The organism is Dankookia sp. GCM10030260, from assembly GCF_042666655.1.
Taxonomy (GTDB): Bacteria; Pseudomonadota; Alphaproteobacteria; order Acetobacterales; family Acetobacteraceae; genus Paracraurococcus.
The window spans coordinates 1-15,819 of sequence record NZ_JBHTDE010000037.1; the positions used below are offsets into that span (position 1 = coordinate 1).

Sequence of the window (15,819 nt, forward strand, 5' to 3'; positions counted from 1 at the left end):
CAGCGCAAACGCCCGACACTTTGCCCAAACGCCGGGGGCGACCCAGGCGTAGTGCCACGCGCCCCTGATTTTCCCAAATTCACAAGCCATATCAGGCAGTTCGCAGTAGGCGGTGTTCAAGTTGGGCTAGGCTGCGCCGGATGCTGTCCGCAGGTCGGAAATAGCGCGGACGTGTGGCGGCGGGGCCAGGCCGGAGGAGAGCGAAATGACCGGCCTTCGCCGCGGGCGCCTCCGAGGACGCGCCTCGGTGCCCCTGGACGACCGCGTCCGTCCCGCGGCATCGCCGTGCCGGTGGCCGGGGCGGTGTCCGAAGCCGCCGATCGCGGTCGCGGTCAGGTCCTGGAAACCTGCAACCCTCCTGCCCGTGGCGGGGCAGGCCTTCGATGGGGTGGCATGCTGCCCGGCGCGGGCGGAGGGCGCCTCGGGCGGGATGAATGGGTCCGAAGCGGTTCGCCCCGCCTCATCCCCGCTGGCCGCGCGCCACCTTCAACGGCGCCAGGTCGTAGCCCTGCGCCCGGGCGATCCCGAGCGCCTGCTCGAACGCCGCCGCCTCCAGCTTCGGCGTCCGCGACAGCACCCAGAGCCAGCGCCGGTCGGGTTCGCCCACGACCGCCCAGCGGTAGTCCGGGTCCAGGCCGATCACCCAGTAATTGCCGAAGAAGGGCCAGAAGAAGGACACCCGCAGCCGGGCGTTGTCGCTGCCCGCGACCGCATAGGCCTGGCCGGTCGCCTCGCGCGGCGCGTCGCCGGCCAGCGCGTTCAGGCAGCGGTTCAGCACGCCGATCCGCCCGTCCGGGCGCGGCGTGTAGGTCGCCGTGGTGTCCTCGCAGGACACGCTCGACGAATCCTGCGCCCACATCGGCAGCCGGGCCACCTCGTGCCAGGTGCCGAGGTAGCGCTGCACGTCGACCGCCGCCACCGGCTGCGGCGTCGTGGCGTCCGGGGCGGCGATGCAGCCGCCCAGCAGCAGCGTGGCGGCCAAGACAAGGCGCTTCATGGGACCATCCCTTCCGGCAGCGAGGCGACATGGTCGAAGATGGCGCCCGCGGTGGTGATCCAGACCGCGTCGCGCCGCGCCGCGATCGCCGCCAGCGCGCCGCGCAGCGCCCGCAGCCGGTAGGGCTGGCCGATGATATAGGGGTGCAGCGCGATGCCCATCACCTGCGGGATGCCGTCGCGGCCGACCTGGTCCAGCCGCTCCTCGAAATCGGCCAGCACCATGGCGGCGAACTGCTCGGCGCCGTCGCGGCGGACGGCGATGGCGGGGATATCGTTGACCTCCTGCGGATAGGGGATCGCCAGCAGCCGCCCGGCCGCGGTCGCCATCCAGATGGGCTGGTCGTCCATGCACCAGTTGAGCGTGTAGCGGTAGCCGGCCGCGGCCAGCAGGTCCGGCGTCGCCCGGCTCTCGGCGATCCAGGGGGAGAGCCAGCCGCGCGGCGGGCGGCCCTCGTGCCGCGCGATCGCCGCGGTGCTCTCGGCGATCAGCCGGCGCTCCTCGGCCTCGGGCAGGCTGCTCTGGCGTTCGGAATTGGTCCGGCCATGGCCGGCCATCTCGTCGCCGCGGGCACGGTGGGCGGCGACCAGTTGCGGCGCGTGGTCGTACATCGCGCTGTTCAGCAGCACGGTCGCCGGCAGGCTGAGCCGGTCCAGCAGCTCGATCAGCCGCCAGCCGCCGACCCGGTTGCCGTAGTCCCGCCAGGCATGGTTCAGCACGTCGGGCTGCGGCCCGCCGGGCGCGAGCTCGGCGCCGAGGCCCTCGCCGAAGGCGAAATGCTCCAGGTTGACGCCGAGATAGACCGCCAGCCTTGCCCCGCCCGGCCAGGCATGTCGCGGCCGCTCGGGCCAGGGGTGGTAGGCGTAGCGGCCATGGTGCGGCAGCATCGGGCGGCGTCTCCGGAAGCTTCCTTGCGCATGTGACCGCGGTTTCGCCCGGCGGCAAGCCGGGTGGCGTGACGTCCGGCCGCCGGCGGGGTTAGAAGGGTGCATGGACTCTCCCTCGGTGACGCGGGACGGCGCCGCCCGGGCGCTGCTGCGCCGCGAATCCCGTGCGCTCCGCCGGCAGGTCATGCTGCCGATCCTGCTGGGCCTCTGTGCGCTGGTGGCGGCGATCGCCGGCGCCTGGCTGGTGGCGGGGCTGCTCGCCAGGCTGCTGGGCCATGGCGAGGCCGGCTGGGCGGACCTCGCCGCGGCGGCCGCCCTGGCCTTGCTCGGCGCCGGGCTGGCGCTGGCCCAGGAACGCGCCCAGCTCGCGGCGGGCGAGGCGGCGCGGGCCCGGCTGCGCGACGCCGCCTTCGCCCGGCTGCTCGAAGCGGGGCCGGCCGACCAGCGCGGCGTCGGCGACCGCGCCTCGCTGGTGGTGGACCGGGTCGAGGCGCTGGACGGCTATTTCGCCCGCTGGATCCCCGCCGCGGCGCTGGCCATGGCAGGTCCCGTGCTGGTCCTCGCCGCCGTCGCCTGGGCCGATCCCGGTAGCGGGGTCGTGCTGGCGATCGCCGGCATCCTCTACCCCGTCGCCATGGCGCTGACCGGCATCGGCGCCGCCCAGGCCAGCCGGCGGCAGTTCGAGGCGCTGGGCCGGCTCTCCGGCCGCTTCCTCGACCGCATGCGCGGCCTGCCTACCCTGGTGCTGTTCAACCGGCAGGAAAGCGAGGCGGTGGCGCTCGGTGAGGCCGCCACGGAACTCCGCCGCCACACCATGAAGGTGCTGCGCGTCGCCTTCCTCTCGGGCACGGCGCTGGAGCTGCTCTCGGCCGGCGTGCTGGCCTGCTTGGCCTGGCGGCACCGGGCGCTGCTCGGCGGCGGGGCGGACCCGAGCGCCGCGCTGTTCAGCCTGCTGCTGGTGCCGGCCTTCTTCGCGCCGCTGCGCGGCTTCGCGGCGGCCTACCAGGACCGCCTCTCGGCCGCCGGCGCCGCCGCCGCGCTGGCGCCGCTGCTGGCCGATGGCCCGGCGCCCGGCCTGCGGCTGGAGGCGATGCCGCCGCGCGTCGTGGTCACCTTCAGCGATGTCCGGCTGTCCTACGACCCGGCCCGGCCGCCGGCGCTCGATGGCCTGTCCTTCCGCGCCAATGCCGGGGAGACGCTGGTGCTGGCCGGGCCTTCGGGCGCCGGCAAGTCCTCGGTGCTGCGCATCCTGATGGGCTTCGCCCGGCCCGAGGCGGGGCGGGTCTCGATCAACGGCCAGGACGCCATGGCCCTGCGGCCGGCGGAACTCCGGCGGCTGAGCGCCTATGTCGGGCAGGCCCCGCATCTGTTCCGCGCCACGCTGCGCGAGAACATCCGCTTCGCCCGGCCGGAGGCGACGCCCGGGCAGGTCGAGGCCGCGGCGCGGGCCGCGCATGTGCTCGACTTCGCCAAGGCCCTGCCGCAGGGGCTCGACACGCTGGTGGGCGAGGGCGGCTGGGGCCTGTCCGGCGGCCAGGCGCAGCGGGTGGCGCTGGCGCGGGCCTTCCTGCGCGACACCCCGCTGGTGCTGCTGGACGAGCCCACCGCGCATCTCGACCCCGGCACGGAATCCCTGGTGATCGAGAGCCTGCAGCGGCTCTGCATCGGCCGCACCGCGATCATCGCCAGCCATAGCGGGGCGCGGGCCAGGCTCGGCCGGGTGCTGGAGATCGAGGCCGGGCGCGCGCTCGGCGCGCCGCGCGTGGCCCAGGGCTGAACCGGATGCTGCGCGACCTGGCCCGCACCCTCGGCCTCTGGCGTGCCCAGGCCGGCTGGCTCACCGCCGGCATCGCCGTCTCGGCCGGCTCGACCCTGCTCGGCGTGGCGCTGCTGGCGCTGGCGGGGCAGGGGATCGCCGCCGCGCTGGGCGGCGCGGCGCTGGGCGGCGGTCTGGCCTTCCTGCTGCTGCAGCCGCTGGTGGCGCTGCGCCCGGCGGCGCGCTGGTCGGAACGCATGGTGACCCACGCGGCGACCTTCCGGGCGCTGACCGATACCCGCATCTGGTTCTTCCGCCGGCTGGCCGACCGGCTGCCGGGCGGCATCGGCCTCGGCCGGTCGGGCGACCTGCTGGGGCGGCTGGTCTCGGATGTCGATTCGCTCGACGGGCTCTACCTGCGGGCGCTGGTGCCGGTGATCTCGGCCCTGGCCGTGGTGCTGGCGGGGGCGGCGCTGCTGGCCGGGGCGCCGCTGCTGGCGGCGATCGTCGCCTTGCCGCTGGCCGTGGCGCTGCTGCTGCCGCTGCTGCTGGCCCCCGGCGCGGCACGGGCGGCGGAGCAGGCCGCCACGGCGCAGGGCAGGCTGCGCGCCGCGGCGATCGACCCGCTGCTGGGGGTCGAGGACGTGCTGGCCGCCAATGCCGAGCAGGCCGCCGGCGCCACCCTGGCGCGGGAGGCGGAGGCTTTGGCCCTGGCCCAGCGCGGCCTGGGCTGGCGCGCCGCCTGGGCCGGCGCGGCGGGGACGCTGCTGGTGCAGGCGGCGCTGCTGGGCGCCCTGGCCTGGGGGCTTGCGGTGGGGGCGGAGGGTGCCGCGCTGGCGGTGCTCGGCCTGTTCCTGGCGGTGGCCTCGGCGGAATCGCTCGGCCTGCTGCCGCGCGCCGGCGTTGCGCTGGCGCAGGCCGCGGCCGGGGCGCGGCGGCTGTTCGAGCTGGCCGACCAGCCGCCGCCGGTCGCCGAGCCGGTGACGTCCGCGGCGGAGCCGACCGGCCATGCGATCCGGATCGAGGGCCTGCACTTCGCCTGGACCCCCGACCGCGGCGCGGTCTTCGACGGGCTCGACCTCGACATCCCCGAGGGCACGCGGCTGGCGCTGCTCGGGCCGTCCGGCATCGGCAAGTCCAGCCTGGTGGCGCTGCTGCTGAAGCTGGCGGCGCCGCAGGCGGGACGGATCAGCTTCGGCGGGGTCGACATCGCCGCGCTGCCGGCCGAGTTCATCCGCCGGCGGATCGCCTGCCTGACCCAGGATGCACGGCTGTTCGACGACAGCATCGCCGCCAACCTGCGCATCGCCGCCCCCGCCGCGCCGGATGCGGCGCTGTGGCGGGCGCTGGACCGGGCCGGCATCGGCGAGCTGGTGCGGGCCCTGCCGGAAGCCCTGGAAACCCGTTGCGGCGAGGGCGGCGCGCGCTTCTCCGGCGGCCAGGCGCGCCGGCTGGCGCTGGCCCGGGTGCTGCTTTCGGCCGCGCCGGTGCTGGTGCTGGACGAACCCACGGCGGGGCTGGATGCCGAGACCGAGCGGGCCTTCCTGGAGACGCTGGAGGGCGTGACCGCCGGCCGCACGGTGATCCTGATCACCCATCGCCTGGTCGGGGTGGAGCGGCCGACCCGCATCCTGCGGCTGGCCGGCGGCCGCGCCCTGCCGGCGGCGGGGTGACTGCGGCGACTCGTGGAAGGTCGGGCCTGCGGGGGATCCCACAGTCCCGGCTTTGCGCCTCGTGTGGCGGGATGCGCCGCACGGCAGGCGCCACCCCCCGGAAATGGACGGGGAGGTCCGGGGAGGATGCCTTCTCCCCGGCCTTGCTGCGTCCCACCAACCCTCAGGCGGCCGGTCCCTTGATCGGGATCCGGTTCTCCGTCAGCGGCGTCTTGGCCGGCCGCGGCAGCGTCACCCGCAGCACGCCCTTGTCGAAGCTGGCCGAGACGCTGCCCGGCTCCGGCGCGAAGGGCAGCCGCAGGCTGCGCTGGAAGCTGCCGTAGCTGCGCTCCTGCACGTGCAGGCCGCGTTCCTCGGTCGTCCTCTCCGCCTTCTTCTCGCCGCGCAGCGTCAGCGTCTCGCCATCCAGGGCGAGGTCGATGTCGCCCTCGGCGACGCCGGGCAGTTCGGCGGTCAGTTCCAGCCCCTCCGGCGTCTCCTTCACGTCGAGGCTGGGGGCGAAGCCGCCACCGAGCGGCAGCCGCGGCCCGGCGGCGCCGCGGAACACTTCATCCACCGCGCGGCTCAGCTCGCGCTGGAGCTGGAAGAAGGGATCGTCGCCGCGGGTCAGGTCGTTGCGGGATGCAAGGAAGCGCGAGAGCATCGTATCCTCCGACATCTTTTTTCGCGTGGGCCGCGTTGGGACCCGGGGCAGGATTGCGCCGCGTGGCCGCGGCGACCTTGCGGTACCTCAAGCGCGGCCGGCCCCGGTCCCCGCCGCAAGGACAAGGAGCTGTGATAGGCTCGCGGCGGTAACCGTCGGTACCACCGCGGCGTACCCATCCTTGCCTGCCAGGAGCCAACGCCGCGTGTCCGTCATCGCCGCCCCCGCGACCCGTCCGCTCGACCCGCTGAAATTCCGCGACCCGCTGGTGACGGCGAAGGGCGAGGCACGCGCCACCGTGGCACTGGCGGCGCTGCGCACGCTCTGGGTCAATACCGGCACGCTCTGCAACATCACCTGCCGCAACTGCTACATCGAGAGCAGCCCGCGGAACGACGCGCTGGCCTACCTCACGGCGGCGGAGCTGCGCGGGTATCTCGACGAGATCGCCCGCGACGCGCTGCCGGTCGAGGAGATCGGCTTCACCGGCGGCGAGCCCTTCCTCAACCGCGACCTGCCGGCGATGCTGGACGACGTGCTGTCGCGCGGCTTCCGCGCCCTGGTGCTGACCAACGCGATGAAGCCGATGCGCAACCATGCCGCCGCGCTGCTGGCGCTGCGGGCGGCGCATGGCGACCGGCTGACCTTGCGCGTCAGCCTCGACCACCATTCCGCCCTGCTGCACGACCTGGAACGGCAGGAGGGCAGCTTCGCCCAGGCGATGGAGGGGGTGGAATGGCTGTCGCGGCAGGGCTTCCGCACCCATGTCGCCGGCCGTGCGGCCTTCGGCAACGAGGCCGAGGCGGCGATGCGCGCCGGCTTCGCCGCGCTGTTCGCCGCGCGCGGCATCGCCATCGACGCCACCGATCCGGTGTCGCTGATGCTGTTCCCGGAGATGGACGCCGGCGCCGACGTGCCGGAGATCACCACCGCCTGCTGGGGCATCCTGCGCAAGTCGCCGGACAGCCTGATGTGCGCCTCGGCCCGGATGCTGGTGAAGCGGCGCGGCGCGGCGCGGCCGGCGGTGCTGGCCTGCACGCTGCTGCCCTACGACCCGCAATTCGAGCTGGGCGAGACGCTCGCCGAGGCGTCGCGGCCGGTCGCGCTGAACCATCCGCACTGCGCCAAATTCTGCGTCCTCGGCGGCGCCGCCTGTTCGCGCTGAGACGCGCGTGGTTGACGCAGCCGCGGCTTTCCCGGACCAATCGCCGGAGTGACCGATCCGGAGTCGTGCCATGCGCCGTCGCCTCGCTTTCGCCGTCCTGCCCCTGCTGGCCCTGGCCGCCTGCCAGTCGCCCGAGCCGCCCGCACCGGCCCCGGTGACGGTGGTCTTTTTCACCGCCGACAGCGCGGCGCTGGACCCGGATGCCCAGGCGATCGTCGGCCAGGCCGCCGCCCTGGCGAAGTCGCGCGCCGGCGTGCCGGTGCGGGTGCGTGGCTTCGCCGCGCCCGATGCCGGCGCCCCGGCTTTCAGCAAGGCGCTCGCCGGCCTGCGGGCGCAGCATGTCGCCGACCACCTGGCGGAAGCCGGCGTCGAGCGCAGCCGCATCCGCATCGAATCCCGCGGCGCGGTGCCCTTCGACAGCTTCCCGACCGAATCGCGCCGGGTGGAGATCGTGATCGGCCAATAAGGCCGCGCCGCCGGTTGGGACTCGGCCGCGGCATGCTATAGCCGCGGCATGCTCGACCAGCCGAGGCCGGACACCGAGGGCGAGGCGCCCGAGGAGGTCCTGCACCGCGTCTTCGGCCACCCCGCCTTCCGCGGACGCCAGGAGGAGATCGTCCGCCACGTGATGGCGGGCGGCTCCGGACTCGTGCTCATGCCGACCGGCGGCGGCAAGTCGCTGTGCTTCCAGGTGCCGGCGCTGTGCCGGCCGGGGCTCGGCGTCGTCGTCTCCCCGCTCATTGCCCTGATGGAAGACCAGGTCGCGGCGATGCGGCAGCAGGGCGTAGCCGCCGCCGCGCTGCATTCCGACCTGCCGGAGGACCAGGCGCGCGAGGTCAAGCGCGACCTGGCGCGCGACGCCATCAAGCTGCTGTATGTCTCGCCGGAGCGGCTGCTGCTGGACGGCACGCTGGATTTCCTGGCGCGCCGGCCGCTGGCGCTGTTCGCCATCGACGAGGCGCATTGCGTCAGCCAGTGGGGCCACCACTTCCGGCCGGAATACCGCGGGCTCGGCCTGCTGGCGACGCGCTTCCCCGGGGTGCCGCGGATGGCGCTGACGGCGACCGCCGATCCGCGCACGGTGGAGGACATCCGCGCGCAGCTGGGCCTGGCCGACAGCCCGGTCTTCCGCGGCGGCTTCGACCGCCCCAACATCTTCATCGCCTCCGAGCCGCGCGAGTCCGAGCGCGGCCAGCTCCGCGCCTTCATCAAGGCCGCCGGCGACGGCACCGGCGCGGGCATCGTCTATTGCGGCACGCGGGCGAAGACCGAGCAGACCGCGGAATGGCTGCGCGGCGACGGCTACGACGCGCTGAGCTTCCATGCCGGGATGGAGCCGCAGGCCAAGCGCGACGCGCATCGCCGCTTCGCCCGCGGCGATGCGGTGGTGATGGCGGCGACCATCGCCTTCGGCATGGGGATCGACCGGCCGGACGTGCGCTGGGTGGCGCATCTCGACCTGCCGAAATCGCCCGAGAGCTGGTACCAGGAGATCGGCCGCGCCGGGCGCGACGGGCTGCCGGCCCGCGCCCTGCTGCTCTACGGCGCCGGCGATATCGCGCTGGCCCGCCACCGCATCGCCGAGAGCCCGGCGCCCGACGAGCAGAAGCGGATCGAGCGCGCCCGGCTTGAGGCCATCGTCTCGATCGCCGAGGCGGCGACCTGCCGCCGGCGCATCCTGCTGCGCTGCTTCGGCGAGGATGGGCCGGAGGATTGCGGCGCCTGCGACGTCTGCCGCAACCCGCCCCGGCTGTTCGACGGCACGGTGCCGGCGCAGAAGCTGCTGAGCGCGGTGCTGCGCACCGGGCGGCGCTTCGGCGTGGCGCATCTGGTCGACGTGCTGCGCGGCAAGGTCACCGACAAGGTCGCGCAGTTCTCGCACGACCAGCTGCCCACCTTCGGCGTGGGGAAGGATCTGTCGGACCAGGCCTGGCGCGGCGTGGCGCGGCAGCTGGTGGCGATCGGCGCGCTCGACGTCGCCATCGAGAACCATGGCGAGCTGGTGCCGACGGATGCCGCCAGGCCGATCCTCAAGGGCGAGCGGAAGGTCATGCTGCGGGCCGAATCGGTCGCCGCCAGCACGCCGCGCGAACGCGGCGGGCGCGGCGCCCAGCCGGCCATGGCGGGCGACGCGCTGTTCGAGGCGCTGCGCGCCTGGCGCAAGCGCGAGGCCGAGGCGCAGGGCGTGCCGGCCTATGTCATCTTCCACAACGAGACCCTGGCGGCGATCGCCGCGGCGCGGCCGCAGGATGCCGAGGACCTGGCGATGATCCCCGGCGTCGGCCGCAGCAAGCTGGAGCGCTATGCCGACGGCGTGCTGCGGGTGGTGAGGGACGAAGGCTAGGGGCGGCGTCGGGCTGCGCAGGGGCCCCGTCGTCGCAGCGGCGTTCGGTCACGGCCCTCCGGCGCTCCCGGACCCTGCGGGGGACGGCCCGGCCCGCACAGGCGGCCCGGATTCCCGCGCGTCGGGACGCGCATGGCGAGCCCTGCCGAATGGCATGCCGCCGAATGGCAGGGCGGCACGTTCAACCGCCTGGCCGGCCCACCCGGGTCCGCAGCAACGGAGAACGAATATGAGCAAGCCCGTCCATACCTGGTACGTCGTGGCGGATGGCGGCAAGGCGCGCATCCTGGTCAGCACCGATGACGGGCTCCGCACGCAGCACAGCTTCGATGCCTCCGGCAAGGCGAATGCGGTGGAGAGCGCGGATTCCGGCGTGAGCCAGCTGAAGGCGCCGAAGTCCGACCCGAAGGACCAGTCGGAGGCGCATTTCGCCAAGGCCGTGGCCGACTACGTGAACGAGGCGGTGCGCCGCGGCCAGACGGACGAGCTGGTCATCGCCGCCTCCGCCCAGGTGCTGCACGGCATCCGCGAGGGGCTGAGCAAGGAAGCCACCGGCCTGGTCAGCAAGACCATGAGCAAGGACTACGTCAACCTGCCCGACAAGGAACTGACCTCGCACTTCAGCTGACCCAGCCGGCTGGAACCGGCGCCCGCCGGCCGCTCAGGCGCGGCTGGCCGCGCTGGTCCATGCCGCCCGGGCGGTGTCCAGCCGCAGCGCCAGCTCCTCCGCCCGGGCCAGTTCCTCGGTGAAGCCCATCTGGCGGAAATCGGTCATCCGCATCGGGTAGAGGATGCCGTCGAGGTGGTCGTTCTCGTGCTGGACGACGCCGGCGTGGAAGCCGCCGGCCTCGGCCGAGACCGGGCGCCCGTCGCAATCCACGCCCGAATAGCGCACGCGCCGGAAGCGCGGCACCGCCGCGCGCAGGCCGGGGATCGACAGGCATCCCTCCCAGCGCAGGTGCGTCTCCGCCCCGAGGGGTTCCACCACCGGGTTGATCACCACCGTGTTGCCGATGACCGTGTCGTCCGGCGCGCCGGTGCTCCGCTCGGGCAGCACCCGGAAGACGAAGAGCCGCAGCGGGACATGGACCTGCGGCGCGGCGAGGCCCGCCCCGGGCGCGTCCTCCATGGTCTCGATCATGTCGCGCACCAGCCGGCGGATCTCGGGCGCGCCGGGATCGGCGACGGGCCGGCAGCGCTCGAGCAGGACGGGGTGGCCCATGCGGGCGATCTTCAGGACGGTCATGGCGCGCCGGCGGGAGACCGCGTGCCGCCGGCCAAGTGCCGCCGGAGCAGGGCCATGTTGCGCCGGTTGGCGCGGAAGAAGACGTCGCCGACCGTGCCCGCCAGCGGCACCGCGCTGATCAGGCCATCCAGCCCCAGGTTGCCGAGCATGCGCAGCACCGTCCCGGTCGAGACCCCGAGCCGGCGGGCCTCCCAGATCAGGTAGCCGGAGATCGCCATGGAGACGACCGGGCCCAGCCCGGGCAGCAGGCTCAGCAGCGGATCCGCGCCGAAGCGGATGCCGGTGCCGGGGATGCGCCAGCGGCTGTCGAGCAGGTTGGCGATCGCCTCCAGCCGGGCGGCGGAGCGCTGGTCCGGCGCGGCGCGCGGCGCCAGGGTCTGGTCAAGGGTCGGCTGACGGATCATCGGGACCTCGCGGGGTTGGGCCCTGGAACGCCGCAGGGCGGTCCCCGGTCGCAGCGCCCCGCGTCGCCGCGGCCGGCTTGCGTGGGGAGCGCCTGCCGACGCTCCCCGCCCGCCATCGCAACCGCCCTGCCGGCGGGCCGGTTCATGCCGCCCCGGCGGCCAGCGGGTGCTCCAGGAAGAAACGGAGCATCTCGCGCGACGCGTCGGGCCCGCGCGGGTCGGTATAGGATCCGGCGACGCTGCCGCCGGACCAGGCATGCCCGCCGCCATGCACCAGCCATTGCTCCAGCACCGGCCGGCCAGCGGCATCGGCGTGGAGGGTGCGGGTATAGGCATGGCCCCCCGGCACCTGCCCGCGCTGCACCTCGGCCCGTAGCGTGCTGGATGCGGCAGACTGGGCGATGACCTGGTCGCCGTTGCGCGGGTTCACCGTGTGGTCCTTGTCGGCATGGAACACGATGGTCGGCATGACCTGCCGGCTGCGGGCCTCGGCCGGGCCGCCGGCGCCCTGCCGCATGGCGGCGAAGGCCGAGGGCATGTCGCGCGCCGCGCCGCAGGCCAGTCCGGAATGCACCCCCACCGCGGCGTAGAGCTCGGGGTATGCCTGCCCCATGATGGCGGCCGCCGCCCCGCCGGCGGACAGGCCGGCGACATAGACCCGGCGCGGGTCGACCGCGTGGTCGCGCATGACCTGGCGGGTGATGCCGGCGATCAGCGCCGGTTCGCCCTGGTCGCGCTGCTGGTCGGCCGGGCTGAACCAGTTCCAGCATTTCTGCGCATTGGCCGCCTGGGTCTGGCCCGGATAGACGATGAGGCAGCCATGCTCCTCGGCCAGCGCGTTCATCCGGGTGCCGGCGGCGAAGTCGTCCGGCGACTGGGTGCAGCCGTGCAGCATGACGACCAGCGGCATCGCCGCGCCGCGAGAGGCGGCGGGTATGTAGAGCTTGTAGCCGCGGCCGCCGGCCGCGCCGGTGAAGGTCCCGGCGACGAACCGGGCGCCCTCCGGAAGCGGCTCGGCCCGCGCCGCGGCGCCCTGGGCCAGCCCGCCCAGGCCCTGCGCCAGGCCGCCCGGGTTGATCCGGTCCAGGAAGCCGCGCAGCGCGTCCGGCATCTGCGGCGTCGCGGTCGTGCCCACGCCGCCGGCGGGCCATGGGAACGCCGCCGGGCCCGGTGCCGCAGCGGCCGGCGCCGCCGCCTCGCCGGTCTCGGGATCGATGTCGATGATGCGCGGCGGGCGCCCTGCCGCGGCACCGGCTGCGGTCCGCGGCCCGGGCGCCGCGGTGGCGGCCGGCGCCGCGCCACGGAACAGGGTCTGCAGCAGCGCGGAGGCCTCGCCCAGCTTGCCTTCGCGGGTGAGGCGGGTCGCCTCGAGCATGGAATTCGGGAGGATCGCGTTCATTGTCTCATGCCTTGGATGCGGGGATGCGGGTCGGCCCTGGGCGCAAGCGGGCTCGCCCGGCATCCCGAGGGGGGGAATGCCGATGGTGGAAGCGGCTGGCCGCCCTGGTGAGCGGTCAGCGGAAGGCGGTGTGGGCCGGGCCGGTCAGCGGGTGCGGTCGGCGAGCGCGGCCTTCACCGCGGCGCTGGCCTGCAGCGCGCCGAGCACGGAGATCGAGGCGATCGCCGCCTGGGCGAGCTCCGGCGTGACATCGGCGGCGATGCTGGCGAGGCCCAGCACCCGGATATCCAGCCGCTGCCCCGCCGCGCGGACCGCTTCGAGGTCCGCGCGGCTGAAATGCCGCAAGCCGAGATCCAGGCTTTTCCGGGCGACCGACTGCCGCGTCGCGTCCGCGTGCCGTTCGATCTGGTTACGGATCGCGGTGCGGATGAAGTCGGTACGGTTCGAATAGAAGCCGTCCTGGACCAGCAGGTCGATATGGCCGAGGTCGACGTAGCCGAGATTGATGGTGATCTTCTCGGTATCGCCGCCGGCCTTGGGACGCAGCTCATGCACGGTGCCTGCCATCGTGAAAACATCCCCTGACCATCTGTGTGGATGGTATATGGAGTGTGGAGGGATGCTTTCAAGGCCGTGCGGGCCTGCATGGCGGGTGTCGTTCCCGTGACCCGGACGGCTGCGCGCCGGTCGGATGCCGCGCCGGCCTGCCTGCGGGCAACAGCAGGCCCCCCCGGGAGCCCATCGCGCGGCCGGCGCCGCGTGGCTCGGGAAAGCCCGCGCAGATGGTGCCTTTTCGTCGCGATTTTGCAATGATCGCTTCACGGATCGTGGAGGCTTCACCGTTGCACGGTCTTCTTCCGGATTACCAACGTGACGTCCTGCGAGCGTGGAGCCTGGCCTGCGCCCATCGCAGGGTGACGCGCAGCGGGATCGGCCCGGCGTTCCGACCTGCCATGGCGGGGACCCTGGCGATCGCCGGCGCCAGCGATCTGCTCGTGCGGCTGCCGCAGCTCCGGCTGAGCGGGCTGGGCGGCTACACGGTTTCGACCCTGACCACGCGCGAGGTGCGGTCATGCCCCTTGGCGTGGTGTAGGAAGCCGCCGCCGCAACGGCGGCGGCCATCGCGGTAGTCCTCGGTAGGGTTGTGTTGCGGCACGCAACTCTGAGCAAGGACGCCACGATGACCGACGAGAGGATCGCCCTTCGGGAACTGTCGGAGAAGGGTTTCGATGCCATGTTCCTGCGGGAGATGATCGGCTTCGCCGCCCATCGGCTGATGGACCTGGATGCCGCGGGAGCCTGCGGTGCCGGCCATGGCGAGCGCAGCGCCGGACGGGTGAACCAGCGGAATGGCGACCGGGAGCGCGACTGGCAGACCCGGGCTGGGACGGTGGAGCTCCGCATCCCGAAGCTGCGGCGCGGCTCCTGCTTCCCGGCCTTCCTGGGTTGAACGCATGCGTTCAACCGGCGGCTGGCGGAGAAGGCGCCGACGGCGGTGATCCAGGAGGCCTACGTCCAGGGCACCTCCACCCGTTCCGTGGACGACCTGGTCCGGGCCATGGGCATGGAGGAGGCCAGCAAGAGCCAGGTGAGCCGCCTGTGTGCCGAGACCGACGGCCGGGCTCGGGATTTCTTGGAGCGTCCCATCGAGGGTGACTGGCCCGTTGATCGCGGTGCGCTCAACCTGGCTCGACGCCACCTATGTGAAGGTCAGGGAGGCAGGCCGGATCGTCTCCGTGGCGGTCACCATTGCGGTGGGCGTCAATGGCGATGGTCGGCGCGAGGTGCTCGGCATGGCGGTCGGCGCCTCCGAGGCGGAGACCGTCCGGACGGGCTTCCTGCGCGGCCTGGCCCGGCGCGGCCCGCGTGGGGCCAGGCTGGTCATCTCCGACGCCCATGAGGGTCTCAAGGCCGCTGTGGCCAAGGTGCTCGGGCCACATGGCAGCGCTGCCGCGTGCATTCCGGCCGCAACGCCGCCGCCCATGCGGGCAAGACCCAGCGCCGTATCGTCTTGGCCTGGATCGGTACCGCCTATGCCGAAGCTGATGCTCCCGCCGCTCGCGCCCAATGGCGCCGGGTCGCCGACCAACTCCGCCCCAAGGTGCCGAAGCTGGCCAACCTGATGGACGCTGCCGAGGAGGACGTGCTGGCCTTCATGAGCGTTCCCCGCGAACACAGGGCCAAGCTCCATTCGACCAACCTCATCGAGCGGCTCAACGGCGAGATCAAGCGCCGCACCGATGTGGTCGGCATCTTTCCCAACGACGCCGTCGTCGTCTTCGCCGTCATCGCTCTATCCTCTCAACGGTTGGAGCCTCCGGCAAACCCGGCACGGGTCACTATCCCGGCCCAGCCGGAGCAGCGACCGCCGGTCGGCGCGACTTCGCGCGGCGCGCAGCGAACTCGTTCCATCACCCCGTCGGTACGTGCCGCCTAGGGGCCGTCGTGGACGGCGCGCTGCGCGTTGAAGGCATTGCGGGGCTCCGTGGTCGATGCGTCGGTGTTGCCGGGCATCCCGCAGACGATGGTGAATGCCGCCACGATTGCTGGGGCCGAGAGAGCGAGCGACTTGGTCCTAACGGGCTAAAAGCATGTGCTCGGGGAGCTTGGCGGGCCCGTGTGCTGACACGCGTTCTCCGGCCAGAGTGCGGGTGAGCGGGAAGTCTGCCACAATGGTGGTCGGCCACGGGTTTGCGGCGTGCCGGCACCTGCCGCCGCCGATCACTCGGGATAGCTCGCAGGCCCCCTCGGCCCCGGCTGATTGAACAGGATGAAGGCCAGGGGATTGCCGGGCTCGGACATGGCGTCGCTGCGTAGTCCCGCGATCTCCCCGGCCACGCCACTTGCATATTCCGCGACCACCTCGCCGAAGTTGTTGCGCTGGACCGCGACCTTCTGCCCCACTTCGACCCGCTCATTGAGGCTGACGAGGAACTCCACGAGCCCGCCAGCGGTGGCCAGGATCGGGAAGGCGGAGTTGCCGACATAGGTGCGCACGTCTTTGGCTGTGCGTCCCATTGGTCCAGCCAGGATGCCGTGATGCTTGAGGACGTTCATCGTACCTTCCACGAACAGCGCGATCATGCCTGGATTGAGGACGCGTGCAGCGCCGATCTCTGGCGTGAAGGACGGGATGCCCGCCTCCATGAAGGCGTTGTGCAGCACACCCGCATAGACCGGATTGTCAAAGATCTGGCCGACGGGATACAGCTCCAGCATGGTCCGGACGGCCGGTACGCCCATTTCCCCGATATTGAATGCCGTGACCTCGAAGCCGGTCGTTCCCGTGTGGAAGTCGATCGCGT

The 15,819-nt window shown here is 73.3% G+C and carries 15 protein-coding genes and 1 pseudogene; 8 read left to right on the forward strand and 8 right to left on the reverse strand.

All coding sequences use genetic code 11. The annotated features are described in order from the left end of the window. Window positions 1-460: 460 nt before the first annotated feature. Window positions 461-997, reverse strand: coding sequence for a lipocalin family protein (locus ACFQS7_RS29680; RefSeq protein WP_380070757.1), 537 nt, complete (start codon window positions 995-997; stop codon window positions 461-463). Beyond that, window positions 994-1,884, reverse strand: coding sequence for a polysaccharide deacetylase family protein (locus tag ACFQS7_RS29685; protein ID WP_380070758.1), 891 nt, complete (start codon window positions 1,882-1,884; stop codon window positions 994-996). The genes ACFQS7_RS29680 and ACFQS7_RS29685 overlap by 4 nt, the downstream gene beginning before the upstream one ends. Before the next feature lie 103 nt (window positions 1,885-1,987). Here ACFQS7_RS29685 and cydD point away from each other — a divergent pair, with 103 nt between their 5' ends. Together cydD and cydC are read left to right on the forward strand one after the other, a co-directional pair. After that, complete coding sequence (gene cydD, locus ACFQS7_RS29690; protein WP_380070759.1) at window positions 1,988-3,661, forward strand: thiol reductant ABC exporter subunit CydD; 1,674 nt, start codon at window positions 1,988-1,990, stop codon at window positions 3,659-3,661. A 5-nt stretch (window positions 3,662-3,666) separates the two neighbouring features. Further along, window positions 3,667-5,313, forward strand: a complete 1,647-nt coding sequence (gene cydC / locus ACFQS7_RS29695) for a thiol reductant ABC exporter subunit CydC (RefSeq protein ID WP_380070760.1) — start codon at window positions 3,667-3,669, stop codon at window positions 5,311-5,313. Window positions 5,314-5,476: 163 nt separating this feature from the next. Here cydC and ACFQS7_RS29700 read toward each other — a convergent pair whose 3' ends face one another. Next, window positions 5,477-5,971, reverse strand: a complete 495-nt coding sequence (locus ACFQS7_RS29700; protein WP_380070761.1) for an Hsp20/alpha crystallin family protein — start codon at window positions 5,969-5,971, stop codon at window positions 5,477-5,479. Between the two features lie 190 nt (window positions 5,972-6,161). Between ACFQS7_RS29700 and ACFQS7_RS29705 the strand changes: the two genes are divergently transcribed. The 4 genes from ACFQS7_RS29705 (at window position 6,162) to ACFQS7_RS29720 (ending at window position 10,093) form a co-directional block, all read left to right on the forward strand. Continuing rightward, window positions 6,162-7,121, forward strand: coding sequence for a radical SAM protein (locus tag ACFQS7_RS29705; RefSeq protein WP_380070762.1), 960 nt, complete (start codon window positions 6,162-6,164; stop codon window positions 7,119-7,121). A gap of 70 nt (window positions 7,122-7,191) precedes the next feature. Then, a complete protein-coding gene (locus ACFQS7_RS29710) occupies window positions 7,192-7,587 on the forward strand; it encodes an OmpA family protein (RefSeq protein ID WP_380070763.1) in 396 nt (131 codons plus the stop codon). 48 nt (window positions 7,588-7,635) lie between these two features. Further along, complete coding sequence (gene recQ, locus ACFQS7_RS29715; protein ID WP_380070764.1) at window positions 7,636-9,465, forward strand: DNA helicase RecQ; 1,830 nt, start codon at window positions 7,636-7,638, stop codon at window positions 9,463-9,465. A 229-nt stretch (window positions 9,466-9,694) separates the two neighbouring features. Further along, the gene (locus ACFQS7_RS29720; protein ID WP_380070765.1) at window positions 9,695-10,093 is read left to right on the forward strand and encodes a host attachment protein; all 399 of its coding nucleotides are present in this window, start codon (window positions 9,695-9,697) and stop codon (window positions 10,091-10,093) included. 33 nt (window positions 10,094-10,126) lie between these two features. Here the strand turns inward: ACFQS7_RS29720 and def are convergent, their stop codons facing one another. The 4 genes from def to ACFQS7_RS29740 all read right to left on the reverse strand — a co-directional run bounded on the left by def (window position 10,127) and on the right by ACFQS7_RS29740 (window position 13,081). After that, a complete protein-coding gene (def, locus tag ACFQS7_RS29725; protein WP_380070766.1) occupies window positions 10,127-10,711 on the reverse strand; it encodes a peptide deformylase in 585 nt (194 codons plus the stop codon). After that, window positions 10,708-11,115, reverse strand: coding sequence for a DUF4112 domain-containing protein (locus ACFQS7_RS29730; protein WP_380070767.1), 408 nt, complete (start codon window positions 11,113-11,115; stop codon window positions 10,708-10,710). Before ACFQS7_RS29730 ends, def begins: the two co-directional genes overlap by 4 nt. 142 nt (window positions 11,116-11,257) lie before the next feature. Then, window positions 11,258-12,514 carry an alpha/beta hydrolase family esterase gene (locus ACFQS7_RS29735; RefSeq protein WP_380070768.1) on the reverse strand — a complete coding sequence of 419 codons (1,257 nt, stop codon included), beginning with the start codon at window positions 12,512-12,514 and terminating at the stop codon, window positions 11,258-11,260. A 144-nt stretch (window positions 12,515-12,658) separates the two neighbouring features. Further along, on the reverse strand, window positions 12,659-13,081 hold the full coding sequence (locus tag ACFQS7_RS29740; protein ID WP_380070769.1) for a CopG family transcriptional regulator: 423 nt from the start codon (window positions 13,079-13,081) through the stop codon (window positions 12,659-12,661). Window positions 13,082-13,694: 613 nt separating this feature from the next. Between ACFQS7_RS29740 and ACFQS7_RS29745 the strand changes: the two are divergent. Both ACFQS7_RS29745 and ACFQS7_RS29750 read left to right on the forward strand, forming a co-directional pair. Then, a pseudogene (locus tag ACFQS7_RS29745) lies at window positions 13,695-14,810 on the forward strand (IS256 family transposase); the annotation flags it as partial. Continuing rightward, complete coding sequence (locus ACFQS7_RS29750; protein ID WP_380070771.1) at window positions 14,810-15,169, forward strand: GMC oxidoreductase; 360 nt, start codon at window positions 14,810-14,812, stop codon at window positions 15,167-15,169. The pseudogene ACFQS7_RS29745 and the gene ACFQS7_RS29750, both read left to right, overlap by 1 nt. A 66-nt stretch (window positions 15,170-15,235) precedes the next feature. On the opposite strand, the gene ACFQS7_RS29755 is transcribed toward ACFQS7_RS29750, so the two are convergent. Beyond that, window positions 15,236-15,819 (reverse strand): succinylglutamate desuccinylase/aspartoacylase family protein (locus ACFQS7_RS29755; RefSeq protein WP_380070770.1); only part of this gene is annotated, 584 nt, incomplete at its 5' end.

Coding starts and splice junctions, on each gene's coding strand:
- ACFQS7_RS29680 (WP_380070757.1), bottom strand. CDS start 997: ATGAAGCGCCTTGTCTTGGCCGCCACGCTGCTGCTGGGCGGCTGCATC.
- ACFQS7_RS29685 (WP_380070758.1), bottom strand. CDS start 1,884: ATGCTGCCGCACCATGGCCGCTACGCCTACCACCCCTGGCCCGAGCGG.
- cydD (WP_380070759.1), top strand. CDS start 1,988: ATGGACTCTCCCTCGGTGACGCGGGACGGCGCCGCCCGGGCGCTGCTG.
- cydC (WP_380070760.1), top strand. CDS start 3,667: ATGCTGCGCGACCTGGCCCGCACCCTCGGCCTCTGGCGTGCCCAGGCC.
- ACFQS7_RS29700 (WP_380070761.1), bottom strand. CDS start 5,971: ATGTCGGAGGATACGATGCTCTCGCGCTTCCTTGCATCCCGCAACGAC.
- ACFQS7_RS29710 (WP_380070763.1), top strand. CDS start 7,192: ATGCGCCGTCGCCTCGCTTTCGCCGTCCTGCCCCTGCTGGCCCTGGCC.
- recQ (WP_380070764.1), top strand. CDS start 7,636: ATGCTCGACCAGCCGAGGCCGGACACCGAGGGCGAGGCGCCCGAGGAG.
- ACFQS7_RS29720 (WP_380070765.1), top strand. CDS start 9,695: ATGAGCAAGCCCGTCCATACCTGGTACGTCGTGGCGGATGGCGGCAAG.
- def (WP_380070766.1), bottom strand. CDS start 10,711: ATGACCGTCCTGAAGATCGCCCGCATGGGCCACCCCGTCCTGCTCGAG.
- ACFQS7_RS29730 (WP_380070767.1), bottom strand. CDS start 11,115: ATGATCCGTCAGCCGACCCTTGACCAGACCCTGGCGCCGCGCGCCGCG.
- ACFQS7_RS29735 (WP_380070768.1), bottom strand. CDS start 12,514: ATGAACGCGATCCTCCCGAATTCCATGCTCGAGGCGACCCGCCTCACC.
- ACFQS7_RS29740 (WP_380070769.1), bottom strand. CDS start 13,081: ATGGCAGGCACCGTGCATGAGCTGCGTCCCAAGGCCGGCGGCGATACC.